Consider the following 12471-nt stretch of genomic DNA (forward strand, 5'->3'; position numbering starts at 1 on the left):
GCCCGCGAAAGTATATTTTCGCCTCCTTGGGCCACACCCTCATTGGCGTGGCAACAGTTCGAAACGCGCCTCCTGCACGCTCTCCGAATCCAGCCCCAGCTGGACGCGGAAGGCACCTGGCTCGCTAACTTGCTGCAGGCTGGCGTCATAGAAACGCAGCATGTTTTCGTCGATCTCGAAACTCAGCTCACGCGCCTCACCTGCTTCAAGCTTGACCCTGCGAAAATCCTTGAGTTCCTTCAACGGACGGATCACCGAAGCGGCCTCGTCATGCAGGTAAAGCTGCACCACGGTCGCCCCAGCCCTCGGCCCTGCGTTCTTCAGGGTCACGCTGACACGGATCTTCTCGCCCGGCTTCATGCGCTCGGCAGAAAGCCTGGGCGCCGACAACTGGAAGTCGCTGTAGCTCAAACCATAGCCGAACGGGTAAAGCGGACCGTTGGGCTCCTCGAAATACTGCGAGGTGTAGTTACCCGGCGTGCCGGGCGTATAAGGGCGGCCCAGGCGCAGGTGGTTGTAGTAGGTGGGAATCTGCCCGACCGAACGCGGGAAGGTGATCGGTAACTTGCCCGAAGGGTTGTGCTCACCGAACAGCACATCGGCGATGGCATGGCCGCCCTCGATGCCGCTGTACCAGGCCTCCAGCATCGCGTCAGCGTTTTCCTTCTCCCAGCCGAGCGCCAGCGGGCGGCCGTTCATCAGCACCAGCACCAGCGGCTTGCCGGTGGCCTTGAGCGCGCGCAGCAGGGCCTGCTGGCTGTCAGGCAGATCCAGACGGGTGCGGCTGGAGGACTCGTGGGACATCCCGCGCGCCTCACCCACCGCGGCGACGATGACATCGGCCTGGGAAGCCACGCGCACGGCCTCCTCCAGCAGCGCCTGGGGCGTACGCTTGTCCGGCACGACCTCCGGGCGATCCCAGTTGAGCTGGTTGAGGTAATTGATCACATGGGCATCGTCGGTAACGTTGGCGCCCAGCGCGTAGAGCAGTTTGCCCTGCCCTTCGAGCGCCGCTTCCATGCCCTTGCGCAGCGTCACCGCCTGCTCGGCCACGCCGACCGCCGACCAGCTGCCGAGCATGTCCACCGGCGAGTCGGCCAGCGGACCGATCAGGGCGACGGTGGTCTTCTTGCTCAGGGGCAGCGTATCGCCATGGTTTTCCAGCAGCACCAGCGAGTCGCGTGCCATGGCCCGCGCATCGGCACGGTGCAGGCGGCTTTCGGCGTTGACATCGGCCGGGTCGTCCTCGGCGCGGCCGATGCGGCGGAACGGATCATGGAACAGGCCAAGGTCGTACTTGGTGTTCAGCACATGGGTGACGGCTTCATCCAGCACGCTCTGCGGCACCGCACCGCTGCGCACCAGCGCCGGCAGTTCCTCATCGTAAAGCGTGTCGGCCATGCTCATGCCGACGCCTGCGCTGATGGCCAGGCGCGCCGCCTCGCGGCCATCGGCGGCGACGCCATGACGCAGCAGTTCGGTGATCGCGCCGTGGTCGCTGAGCGCCACGCCCTTGAAGCCCCAGTCGCGGCGCAACAGGTCGCGCAACAGCCAGGTATTGGCCGAGGCCGGCACGCCATTGATCGCGTTCAGCGCCACCATTACCCCGCCGGCACCGGCATCGATGGCGGCGCGATAAGGCGGCAGATAATCCTGGTACATGCGCATCGGGCTCATGTCGACCACGTTGTAGTCGCGCCCTCCTTCCACCGCGCCGTACAGGGCGAAGTGCTTGACGCTGGCCATGATGCGCTGCGGATCGCTGGGGTCATCACCCTGGTAACCACGCACCATCGCCGCAGCGATACGCGACACCAGATAAGGATCCTCGCCGAAGCCTTCGGAAGTGCGGCCCCAACGCGGATCGCGGGAAATGTCGACGGTCGGCGCGAAAGTCATGTCCAGGCCATCGGCGCTGGCTTCGAACGCAGCGACCCGTGCGCTGTTCTCGATGGCCGGAATGTCCCAGCTGGACGCCAGCCCCAGGCCGATGGGGAAGGTGGTGCGATGACCGTGAATGACGTCGTAGGCGAAGAACACCGGGATACCCAGGCGACTGCGCAGCGCGGCCTCCTGCATCGGACGGTTCTCCGGGCGCACCACCGAGTTGAAGGTAGCGCCGATGCGCCCCGCGGCCATCTCCTCGCGGATGCGTTCGCGTGGCATGTCGCCGCCGATGCTGATCAGACGCAACTGGCCGACCTTTTCCTCAAGAGTCATGCGCCCCACCAGGTCGGCGATGAAGGCCGTTTTGTCGTCCATGGGCGGAGCGGCAGCCGACAGGCTGGGGGTGATCAGAACAGCGGCGAGAGCGAACGGGCGCAGGTATTTCATCGGGAGCGGCATCCGGGATGCGAATCATTGTTTGAATGGCCGCCACGATACTCCGAGTCCTCGCGCCGCGCCGCGGGTTGGCGCAAAAAAATACTTAAGCACCAGTCAAAGGCGTTCCAGAGATTAAGACCCCGGACTTGCGCAAACTTGCGCATTTTTTTCCCCGACGCTGGTTTTGCCTGCCGGCAGGCGTAGCATGGCTGCATTCGGGAGAAGGTGATGGCGCAATTCGAACATCTGCAGGTATTCCAGAGCATGAGCCGCTCGCCCAACGCGCGTCTGCACGCGATGGCCGAACTGGGCAACGGCATGGCCGTGGCCCGCTGGAGCAATGCCCATGACGCGCGCGACTACCTTGCCCCCAGTCATCACACGCTGTCCTGCTATCTGAGCGGCGGCACCGGCACCTTTCGCCGCGAGCAGCCCGGCAACAAGGGCGCGCCGGACAAGCTGTGCATCCTGCCGGCCGAGCACCAGTCGGCCTGGATCATCAACGGCGAGATTCAGCTTGCCCACCTCTATATAGAGCAGGAGCAATTCGCCCTCGGCGCGGTCGCCCTGCTCGACCGCGAGCCGCGCAGCCTGCAACTGGAGGAAGCGACCTTTCTCGAAGATGCCGAGCAGGCGGCGCGCTTTCGCCAGCTGTGTACCCTAGACTGGCAGGAGCCGGGCGAACGCCTGCTGGCCAGCAGTCTGGCCCACCAGTTGCTCGATCACGCCCTGCTCACCCAGGTAGGCCTGCGTCAGGGCCTGCGCCTCAAGGGAGGCCTGGCGCCCCTGCAACGCCGACGTGTTCGCGAGTTCATTGAGCAGCACCTGGAGACGCCACTGCCACTGAGCCAGCTGGCCGCGCTTTGCGCGCTGTCGGAATACCACTTCGCGCGCATGTTCCAGAGCAGTTTCGGCCTGCCGCCGCATCGCTACGTGCTCGCCCGGCGTCTGGCTCGCGCCTGCCGGATGCTGCGTCAGCCACAGCCCTCGCTGAGCGAGGTGGCGCTGGCCTGCGGTTTCGCCAGCGCCAGCCATTTCAGCAACCGCTTCCGTCAGGCACTGGGCGCCACGCCAGGGCAGTACCGCGCGGCGTTCCGGTAACTCGCGCAGGCGGTTTGCCCCGCCCTACTCGTCGACAATCTCGGCACCACGCCTGCTAATCGCCGCACAGCTATGCGAAAATCTGCGGCTTTGCATTGCCACGGCCCAGTCATGCGCCCATCCATTGTTGCCACGGGGCTTCGCTGATGCCCCTGGATATCCACCAGCTACGCCAGGAAGACTGGCGCTCGGAGTTCGGTGCCGGTGACCTGCGTCGCGGCCAGGGCTACGCCGAGGAAAAGCGCAGCAAACTGCTCAGCCTCAAGGACAACAGCCTGCTCGCCAACTGTCGCGGCTCGGCCGGGCAGACCTATCAGCAGCGCATCACCCTGCACCCCTATGGGCGCAAATGGAGCGTGACCGGCCACTGCAACTGCCCGGTCGGCTTCAACTGCAAGCACGTGGTCGCCGCGTTGCTCACTCTGGAAGCCCAGCAACGCGCCGGCAGCGATCTCTCGGACATCATCGTGGCGGACAAGGAAGTGGCGGAGACGCGCCTCGAAGGCATCGCTCCCACCGCCATCCTCAGCCTGGGCAGCCAGGTGCGCGTGCATTTCGACGCACGCAAGGGGCGCATGCAGGAGCAGACCCAGCACCGCGCGGCGCTGGCCTTCGACTACGCCGGGCACAAGGTCTTCGGCAAGCCGGCCAAGGATCTGGTCAAGCGCCTGGACGAACACAGCAACCTGCGCCTGATCCGCGACAGCACTGCCGAAGCCGCGCTGCGCAAGCGTCTGGAAGGCCTCGGCCTGCAGGTGGCGCTGCGTCAGAGCGAAGCGCTGCCGGCCGAAGCCGGTGAGCCGTTCGAGCTGGAACGCGAGCGCGACTGGCTGGATTTCGTCCAGCGGCATCTGCCGCAACTGCGCGCCGAAGGCTGGCAGATCCATATGCGCCCGGATTTTCAGTACAACCTCGCCGAGGTCGACGACTGGTACGCCGAGGTCGAGGAAGACCCACAGCAGAACTGGTTCGATCTGGAGCTGGGCATCGAGGTCGAAGGTCAACGCCTGAGCCTGCTGCCGATCCTGCTCCAGGCCATTCGCCGCACGCCCTGGCTGCTGGCACCCGAAGCGCTGGCGCAGCGCGCCGACGAAGATCGCCTGCTGGTCAGCCTGCCCCAGGGCGGCAAACGCATCGCCCTGCCCTTCGCCCGTCTCAAGCCATTGCTGGCCACCCTCGGCGAGCTGTATTTCCGCGATCCCGGCGAAGACCACCTGCCGCTGCGCCTGGGCCGCGCCGACGCTGCACGTCTGGCCGAACTGGCGCATGGCCCGCAGCTGAGCTGGCAAGGTGGCGATGAGCTGCGTGGTTTCGCCCAGCGCCTGCAGAACCTGGCAGTACGCGAGATTGCTCCACCCGAGGGGCTGCAGGCCGAACTGCGCACCTATCAGGTGCAGGGCCTGAACTGGATGCAGACCCTGGCCGAGCTGCGCGTCGGCGGCGTACTGGCCGACGATATGGGCCTGGGCAAGACCCTGCAGACCCTGGCGCACATCCTCTGCGAGAAACAGGCCGGGCGCCTCGACAAGCCCGCGCTGATCGTCATGCCTACCAGCCTGATTCCCAACTGGCAGGACGAGGCGGCGCGCTTCACCCCGCAACTGCGCGTGCTGGCCCTGCATGGCAGCAAGCGCAAGGCGCTGTTCGAGCAGATCGGCGAGCACGATCTGATCCTCACCACTTACGCCCTGCTACCGCGCGACCTCAAGGCGCTGAACCAGCAGCGCTATCGCCTGCTGATTCTCGACGAAGCGCAGAACATCAAGAATCCACGCAGCAAGGCGGCCACAGCTGCTGCTCAGGTACAGGCCGACCTGCGCCTGTGCCTGACCGGCACGCCGCTGGAAAATCACCTGGGCGAACTCTGGTCGCTGTTCCATTTCCTCATGCCGGGCTGGCTGGGCGACGCCAAGGCCTTCACCCGCGACTACCGCACGCCCATCGAGAAACGTGGCGACGCTCAGCGCCTCAATCACCTGAACGGGCGCATCCGCCCCTTCCTGTTGCGTCGCACCAAGGAGCAGGTGGCCAGCGAGTTGCCGCCGAAGACCGAGATCACCCAATGGGTCGAGATGACCCAGCTGCAGCGCGACCGCTACGAGACCCTGCGCCTGGCCATGGACCAGAAGGTACGCGACGAGATCGCCCGCCAGGGCCTGGCGCGCAGTCATATCGTCATCCTCGAAGCGCTGCTACGCCTGCGCCAGAGCTGCTGCGACCTGCGCCTGCTCGGCGAGGACGGCGGCGAGCTGAGCGCCGCCGACTCGGGCAAGCTCAGCGCCCTGCTGGACATGCTCCAGGAGCTGGTCGACGAAGGCCGCCGCGTGCTGCTGTTCTCTCAGTTCACCTCGATGCTGGCACTGATCGAAGCGGAGCTGCAGACGCGCAAGATCGCCTACGCCAAGCTGACCGGCAGCACTCAGGACCGGCGCACACCGGTGCAGCGCTTCCAGGCCGGGGAGTTTCCGGTTTTTCTGATCAGCCTCAAGGCCGGCGGCAGCGGCCTCAACCTGACCGCCGCCGACACCGTGATCCACTTCGACCCCTGGTGGAACCCGGCCGCCGAAGCCCAGGCCAGCGACCGCGCCTACCGCATCGGTCAGGACAAACCGGTGTTCGTCTACAAGCTGATCGCCCGCGGCAGCGTCGAAGAGAAGATCCAGCAACTGCAGCAAGCCAAGGCCAGCCTGGCCAGAGGCGTGCTCGACGGCGGTAACCAGGGCCAGTGGCAACTGAACGAGGACGATCTGGCGGCGCTGTTCGCGCCGCTCGACTGACAGCGCGACGGCGACTCAATCCGAGGTATCGTCGCGCTCGGCCTCGGCATCCTCACGGTTGCGCGCCTTGCTGCGGGGGTGCGGGCCAGCCACGGCCGGAAAGCGCGACGAGGCGTAGCGCACCACCAGAATCGCCAGCGCCAGCAGCAGGATGGCCCCGGATACCATCACCACGCCCCAGCTCGGCTTGTGAGTGTGGGAGATGTCGGAAATCAGCAAGCGGGTCAGCGCGGTGATCGCCACATAGATCATGAAGCGGATCGGCATGTGGTTGGTCTTGAAGTAGATGCCCACCATCGCCGCCAATTCCAGGTAGATGAACAGCAGCAGAATGTCATCGACCGTGATGTGGCCCTTCTCCAGCATGCCGATGAAGGTCATCACCCCTGCCCACGCCGTGATCGCCCCGATGGCGAACAGCGCCAGGTAATGGAAGGCCTCCATCAACAGATTGCCCAGCGACTCTGCCAGGCCATGCATGCCCTCACGCAGACGTTCCGCCCAATTCATCCTTCACTCTCCCCAAACAAGCATGAAGTCCGGGCATCCGACATGGATGCCCGCCGACGAGCATGCAGGAAAAACACCAGCTTGAGGATGATGCAGCGATGTGACGGAAAGACACAGGCGCAATGGCCGGTATCGGCCGAGACTTCTATCCTCTGTCGGACGCGATACTGGCCAAACGGCAGCGAGTCCTTTATCCTCGCCGACACTGTATAAAAAACCAGTTAAATCCAACGACACATATGAAGGCAGAAGAGGTGATGAATGGCCGTCGAAGTGGTGTACCGCAGCAGCCGCGATCCGGAGCGCTTGTTCATGGATAAGGCCGAAGCCGACCGTTACGACAAGATGCTGGAGCTGGCCGAGCGCCTGAGCGAGGTCCTGCACAAGGCGGTTCCGTCCCTGAGCGAGGAACAGGGCGAGGAGCTGGGTATCTTCATGGCCAAGAACCGCGATGTCTTCGCCAAGGCGTTCAAGAGCCAGCCGGATGCGCTCGACGAGCTGGAAATCGACACCGCCAGCGAATGATCGGGAGCCGCGGCCCCGTTCCTCCAACGGGGCCAGGACCTATGCGCGACTGACGGAATACTGCGCCGCGGCCTGCTCCAGCCAGACCGGTAAGTCCCGCCGCTTTATGCCCTCACGCCGGGCACGGGCCAACTGCTCCAGCATGTACTGACGCTTGTGCTCGTCGCCTTCGGCGAAGGACAGCGCAAGGTCTCGATCGGTCCACTGACGAATGCGGCGAAACAGCCACCAGTGAAAGTACAGGCCGGCCGCAGTGGTGACGACGATGATGAAATAGTCCATGGTGAATCCTCCTTTCACCACGCTAATCGAGCCCGCAGGCGTCGCCAAGTGCGGCATTGCCGCAGGCGATGGAGGCAGGTGCATGATCCAGTGCAAGCGGGTTTACCTCAAAGCCGAAGCCGGCGATGGTCAACGCGTCCTGGTTGATCGCCTGTGGCCTCGCGGTATGTCCAAAGACGCCCTGGCACTCGATGAATGGCTACCCGACGTGGCGCCATCCAGGGAACTGCGCAAGTCCTTCGCCCATCGCGCCGAAGCCTTTGAGGCGTTCCGTACGGCCTACCGCCGCGAACTGTGCGCCCACCCCGAATACTGGCAGCGCCTGTTGCACTGGGCCAAGAAGGGCACGCTGACGCTGCTCTACGCCGCGCGCGACGAAGCGCATAACAACGCACGCGTACTGGCCGAATTTCTCGAAGAGGAACTGCAGCGCCATGACTCACCCAGCTCGCCGGTATGCTACCAGGGCGAGTTCGACGGTCATTGACCAGGTGACAGCGGCAGGCTAGCCTTCGAACGTCTGCGACATATCCGAAGCTGTTTTCATGACCCTCATCGCGCATTGCCTCAACGACTTCGCCAGCGCCGCCTGTCGCGCCGCTGCCGACGGCTGCGCGCCGCCACCTGCCTGTCGCGCCGGCACGCCTCCACCGCCGGCCTCCGTCCAAGCGGGCTGATCCCGCTTTTTCCTCGCTCCGCTCCATCGGTCTTGCCGATGCGTGCCCTTGCGCGCCAGCGGAGCTCATGCGGATTTTCGACAGGTGTTCCCTCATGCATTTGGATTCGAGTTCCCTGCGCACCTATGGCGCGACTGCTCTGTTCGTGCTGCTCTGGTCCGGCGGTGCGATCTTCGCTCGCCTGGGCCTGGACCATGCTTCTCCCTTCGCTTTTCTGCTGCTGCGCTTTGCCCTCGCCTTTACGGCGCTGGTACTGATCGCCAGTCATTCAGGAGTCTGGCTACCCGAACGCGGTATGCGTTGGGCAACCGCCAGGGCAGGCCTGCTGATGATCGGCGGCTACAGCATCTGCTACATGCTGGCGCTGGCCGAAGGCATCACGCCCGGCGTGCTGGCCACCGTGCTCGGCGTACAACCCATCCTCACCCTCATGCTCCTGGAACGGCGCACCTCACTGCTGCGTGTGCTCGGCTTGCTCCTGGCTCTGGCCGGGCTGGCGACAGTCGTCGCAGACAGCCTGATGGGCAGCTCGATGCCGGTGTCCGGTGTGGCGCTGGCTCTTGGAGCCCTGCTCTGCATCACCGGCGGCACCATCGCCCAGAAGAACCTGCGGCAGACGCCCATGCGCGCCCTGCCGCTGCAGTACGGTCTTTGCCTGCTGGGTAGTCTGCTGCTGTTACCCAGCCAGGAGTGGCAGGTACGCTTTGACGTCGGGTTGATCGTGCCGCTGCTGTGGATGGGTCTGGTGATTTCGGTGGGCGCGCAATTGCTGTTGTACCGGCTGATTCAGGCCGGCAATCTGGTCAATGTCACCAGCCTGTTCTATCTGGTACCGGTAACGACGGCGCTGCTCGATTACGGGCTGCTGGGCAATCGTCTCTCAACCAGCGCGCTGCTCGGCATGGCCGCAATCCTGATCGGCCTGGCGCTGGTCTTTCGCTTCGCCCCTCACCTGCAACGCCTCGGCTAGGCGCCGTACAGCAGGCGCTCGGCGAGGTAGTCGGCGACGCGTGCCGGAGAGCGCTTTTCCGCCTGGGCATGGGCGTAGATTTCGGTCAGGCGTCGGCTGATCTGCGTCAGGTGCGCGGTGATCGCCGGCAGCGCCTCGCCGCGATGACGCAGCGCCACGTAGATCAGCCCGCCGGCGTTGAGCACGTAATCCGGCGCGTAAAGAATGCCGCGCGCCTCCAGTTGGTCGGCGACGTCAGGGCTGGCCAGTTGATTGTTGGCTGCGCCTGCCACGGCTGCGCAGCGCAGATGGGCGACCGTCTGCGCGTTCAGCACGCCACCGAGGCCGCAGGGTGCAAGGATGTCGCAAGGCGTGCCGAGCAACGCATCGCTGGCGACCGGATGCGCGCCCAGTTGTTCGACCGCCAGTTGCACGCGCCCGGCGTCGAGATCGCTGACCAGCAGTTCAGCGCCAGCGGCATGCAGTGCTTCGGCCAGGGCGAAACCGACGTTGCCCAGGCCCTGCACGGCAACCCGCAATCCTTCCAGATCGTCGCTGCCCAGGCGCGCCTGGGCAGTGGCGCGAATACCCGCGAATACACCGAGCGCCGTGTGCGGCGAGGGATCGCCCTCCTGGGTCGTACTGGTGGCGTGCTGCGTGTGCTGGGCGATGCAATCCATGTCGGTGCTGGACGTGCCGCTGTCGACTGCGGTGATGTAGCGCCCATTGAGCGTCTCGATGAAACGGCCGAAGGCCTCGAACAGCGCGGCACGGCTGGGCACATGCGCAGGCCGGATGATCACCGCCTTGCCGCCGCCATGGTCGATACCGGCAAGCGCCGCCTTGTAGCTCATGCCCTGAGCCAGACGGATGGCATCGGCAATGGCGCTCTGCTCATCGGCATAGGCCAGGTAACGGCAACCGCCGAGCGCCGGCCCGAAGCGGGTGTTGTGAATGGCGATAACGGCCTTGAGGCCGCTGGCCGGATCCTCGGCCAGGTGCAGGGCCTCGAGGCGGGCGGCTTGCATCATGCTGAACATGGCTGCGCTCCCGGTCGGACTTCAGGCCTCAGTATAGGAGAAGCCCACTGGACGAGGACTCCGTCTCGGACTACAACAGCAGAAATGAGCGGAGAATGCGATGAGCCCACGCCAAGCCTGCCTGCAGTGCCTGCAACGCGATCCTCCCGCCCTGTTCGAGGCGGCGCTGTGGATCGCCGCCGAACACGATGATCTGCTACAACCCGCCCAGGTCCTGAACGACCTGCACAGCCTGCTGCTGCAGATCAGCGCCGGACTCCCCGCCCTGCCCGCGCGCGAACTGGCGCAGCCGCTGTTGCGCCGGCTTGCCGAACTGGATTTTCAGGAAGACGACGAAGGTGTCACACGTCCGCAACACGCCCTGCTCCATGAAGTGCTGCGCCGCCGACGTGGCCAACCGCTGGCGCTGGCATTGATCGCCCTGGAGATGGCGCGCCGCCTGGACATTCCCTTGCAAGGGGTGAATTTTCCGGGGCATTTCATGTTGCGCGTACCGGGTGCCGACCACCTGCTCGATCCATGCGGCGGGCGCCGCCTCTACACCCGCGACTGTCGTGATCAGCTGCTTCGCCAACTGGGCCCGGGCATCGAACTCAGCGCCGAGCACCTGCAAACGGCCGACGCCCAGGCCATGCTGCGGCGCCTGTCACGCAATCTGCGCATGCTGCACATGCAGCACGATGCGCCCGAGGCGGCACTCAAGGATGCCGAGCGCGTCCTGCAACTCGGCCCGGCGACCCTGGTCGACCACCTGGCCCGCGCCGACGTGTATCGGCAGCTGGACTGCCCGCAGGGCGAACGCTACGACCTGGAGCACGCCCTGCTGTTCTGTGACGAGGACGGCCTGCGTCTGAAACTGAGCGAGCGCCTGCGCAACCTGGCCCGTGTTCCGGCGATGCATTGATTCGAAGCGGTAACTATCAGGCCGAAGCCGCCAGGCTGTGAAAGCTGAAGTAGTAACGCAGGGCGTCGATCATCTCGACGTAATCGGCAGGTGGTGCGACCAGTGCGAAGCCGGAGTCGTAGACGCCAGGGTTGACGTCTTCACGGCACCATTGACAGTTGGCGGAAAAATCAATGAAGTGAATGCCATGCTGACCTGGAATCTTCAGGCGCATGTCGAAGCGTGCGCCAACCAGCATCGGCAACTGACTGATCAGCATCAGGCCGTCCAGAGAGACATTGCCGATGGAGCCCATCGGTTTGTCGGTGATGCGGTTGAACACCTTCAGGTAGTAGGGCAGCTGATGGCGTTCGATTCGGCGCTGGCTACGCATGGTGGCATATCGCTACAAAGGGTCTTGAGTATGGCCCTACTGCGGCCACTAAACCACCCTCAATTACAGCGTTGGGCTATCCGCTCACGTAACTGGCGACGAGCGGTGTCTGTTTCCTCATCACTGTAGTAGATGCGTTCACCGCCGGCGCCCTCACGGTAATAACGGTAGCCCTCCGGCATCTGCTCCAGGCGCCGGCGCAGCTCGCGACATTCACCTGCTCGCTCTTCGCGCTGCGCGGCTGCCGTGGCCGCTGCCTGCTGCTGCTCCTCGCGCCTTGCCTCGTAGAAGCGCTGCGCGCGCGCCTCGCGCTCACGCGTATGGGCGTCGCGCTCGACCACCTGAGGTTTCACCTGCACGGTTTGCGCCCCTACGAAGGGACGCTGACCGAAATGCACGCGCCCCTGCTCGTCCGTCCAGCGATAGATCTCGGCAATCGCCAGCGTCGGCAGCAACGCGGCGATCAGCAATAAGTGACGCATGTTCATCCTCCGTGAAGGCCATGCGCCAGCTTATACCGTGCCTCGGTGCCAGGAAATGCCGGGCGACCGAAGGCTCAGAGGGCGGCAGGGCTGGCCTTGGCCGCGGGTGTCGGGCTGTGGTGGCCCAGTTGTTCCAGCGTCTGCAGACGTGCACGCGCGCGGTAGGCGTACTCACTGGCCGGGTAGCGCGTGATGATGAACTGATAGGTCTGCGCCGCATCGACGAACAGACTTTCCCGCTCCAGGCATTGGCCACGCAACAGGGAGATCTCCGGCTGCAGGTAGCTGCGCGAGCGGCTCTTGCGCTCGGCCTGCGACAGCTCCAGCGCGACCTGGGCGCAATCGCCTTCGTTGTAGGCGCGATAGGCGTTGTTCAAATGATGGTCGAGCGAGACGCGGGTACAACCCGTGGCAGCCAGGGCCACGGCCAGAATGATCAGGGTACGCATGGGCAAGTCCTCCAGTGAGCAGTGTATCGACAGCGCAGGGAAAAACTGAACAGCGACAAACCTCCGATGGGTTTTGC

13 protein-coding genes are annotated in these 12471 nt (G+C 64.8%); 6 read left to right on the forward strand and 7 right to left on the reverse strand.

Going from position 1 to position 12471, the window contains the following annotated elements; all coding sequences use genetic code 11:
* Window positions 1-39: 39 nt before the first annotated feature.
* Window positions 40-2334 (reverse strand): beta-glucosidase BglX, encoded by a 2295-nt coding sequence (bglX, locus tag DXK50_RS07680; protein ID WP_212629888.1) that lies wholly within the window; start codon window positions 2332-2334, stop codon window positions 40-42.
* A 219-nt stretch (window positions 2335-2553) separates the two neighbouring features.
* On the opposite strand from bglX, the gene DXK50_RS07685 reads away from it, so the two are divergent.
* Both DXK50_RS07685 and DXK50_RS07690 read left to right on the forward strand, forming a co-directional pair.
* The gene (locus tag DXK50_RS07685; RefSeq protein ID WP_161865124.1) at window positions 2554-3426 is read left to right on the forward strand and encodes a helix-turn-helix domain-containing protein; all 873 of its coding nucleotides are present in this window, start codon (window positions 2554-2556) and stop codon (window positions 3424-3426) included.
* Between the two features lie 146 nt (window positions 3427-3572).
* Window positions 3573-6203, forward strand: coding sequence for a DEAD/DEAH box helicase (locus tag DXK50_RS07690; RefSeq protein ID WP_212629889.1), 2631 nt, complete (start codon window positions 3573-3575; stop codon window positions 6201-6203).
* Between the two features lie 15 nt (window positions 6204-6218).
* On the opposite strand, the gene DXK50_RS07695 is transcribed toward DXK50_RS07690, so the two are convergent.
* A complete protein-coding gene (locus DXK50_RS07695) occupies window positions 6219-6713 on the reverse strand; it encodes a phosphate-starvation-inducible protein PsiE (protein WP_024309068.1) in 495 nt (164 codons plus the stop codon).
* 261 nt (window positions 6714-6974) lie between these two features.
* Here DXK50_RS07695 and DXK50_RS07700 point away from each other — a divergent pair, with 261 nt between their 5' ends.
* On the forward strand, window positions 6975-7238 hold the full coding sequence (locus DXK50_RS07700; protein ID WP_013716633.1) for a YebG family protein: 264 nt from the start codon (window positions 6975-6977) through the stop codon (window positions 7236-7238).
* A 39-nt stretch (window positions 7239-7277) separates the two neighbouring features.
* Here DXK50_RS07700 and DXK50_RS07705 read toward each other — a convergent pair whose 3' ends face one another.
* The gene (locus DXK50_RS07705) at window positions 7278-7520 is read right to left on the reverse strand and encodes a hypothetical protein (RefSeq protein ID WP_161865126.1); all 243 of its coding nucleotides are present in this window, start codon (window positions 7518-7520) and stop codon (window positions 7278-7280) included.
* Window positions 7521-7602: 82 nt separating this feature from the next.
* On the opposite strand from DXK50_RS07705, the gene DXK50_RS07710 reads away from it, so the two are divergent.
* Window positions 7603-8007, forward strand: coding sequence for a DUF488 domain-containing protein (locus DXK50_RS07710; RefSeq protein WP_161865127.1), 405 nt, complete (start codon window positions 7603-7605; stop codon window positions 8005-8007).
* Between the two features lie 284 nt (window positions 8008-8291).
* Window positions 8292-9167: a DMT family transporter gene (locus tag DXK50_RS07715; protein ID WP_212629890.1), complete on the forward strand. Its 876-nt coding sequence runs from the start codon at window positions 8292-8294 to the stop codon at window positions 9165-9167.
* Here the strand turns inward: DXK50_RS07715 and DXK50_RS07720 are convergent.
* Window positions 9164-10186 (reverse strand): Leu/Phe/Val dehydrogenase, encoded by a 1023-nt coding sequence (locus tag DXK50_RS07720; RefSeq protein ID WP_212629891.1) that lies wholly within the window; start codon window positions 10184-10186, stop codon window positions 9164-9166. The two genes, DXK50_RS07715 and DXK50_RS07720, sit on opposite strands and share 4 nt — an antisense overlap.
* 100 nt (window positions 10187-10286) lie before the next feature.
* Here DXK50_RS07720 and DXK50_RS07725 point away from each other — a divergent pair, with 100 nt between their 5' ends.
* Window positions 10287-11090, forward strand: coding sequence for a SirB1 family protein (locus DXK50_RS07725; RefSeq protein ID WP_212629892.1), 804 nt, complete (start codon window positions 10287-10289; stop codon window positions 11088-11090).
* A 16-nt stretch (window positions 11091-11106) separates the two neighbouring features.
* Here DXK50_RS07725 and DXK50_RS07730 read toward each other — a convergent pair whose 3' ends face one another.
* The 3 genes from DXK50_RS07730 to DXK50_RS07740 form a co-directional block, all read right to left on the reverse strand.
* The gene (locus tag DXK50_RS07730) at window positions 11107-11463 is read right to left on the reverse strand and encodes a PilZ domain-containing protein (protein ID WP_017362687.1); all 357 of its coding nucleotides are present in this window, start codon (window positions 11461-11463) and stop codon (window positions 11107-11109) included.
* 59 nt (window positions 11464-11522) lie between these two features.
* On the reverse strand, window positions 11523-11945 hold the full coding sequence (locus DXK50_RS07735) for a DUF4124 domain-containing protein (RefSeq protein ID WP_212629893.1): 423 nt from the start codon (window positions 11943-11945) through the stop codon (window positions 11523-11525).
* Window positions 11946-12019: 74 nt separating this feature from the next.
* Window positions 12020-12394 (reverse strand): tetratricopeptide repeat protein, encoded by a 375-nt coding sequence (locus DXK50_RS07740; RefSeq protein ID WP_212629894.1) that lies wholly within the window; start codon window positions 12392-12394, stop codon window positions 12020-12022.
* Between the last annotated feature and the right edge of the window lie 77 nt (window positions 12395-12471).

The organism is Pseudomonas sp. KB-10 (assembly GCF_018221585.1).
Classification (GTDB): domain Bacteria; phylum Pseudomonadota; class Gammaproteobacteria; order Pseudomonadales; family Pseudomonadaceae; genus Aquipseudomonas; species Aquipseudomonas yangonensis.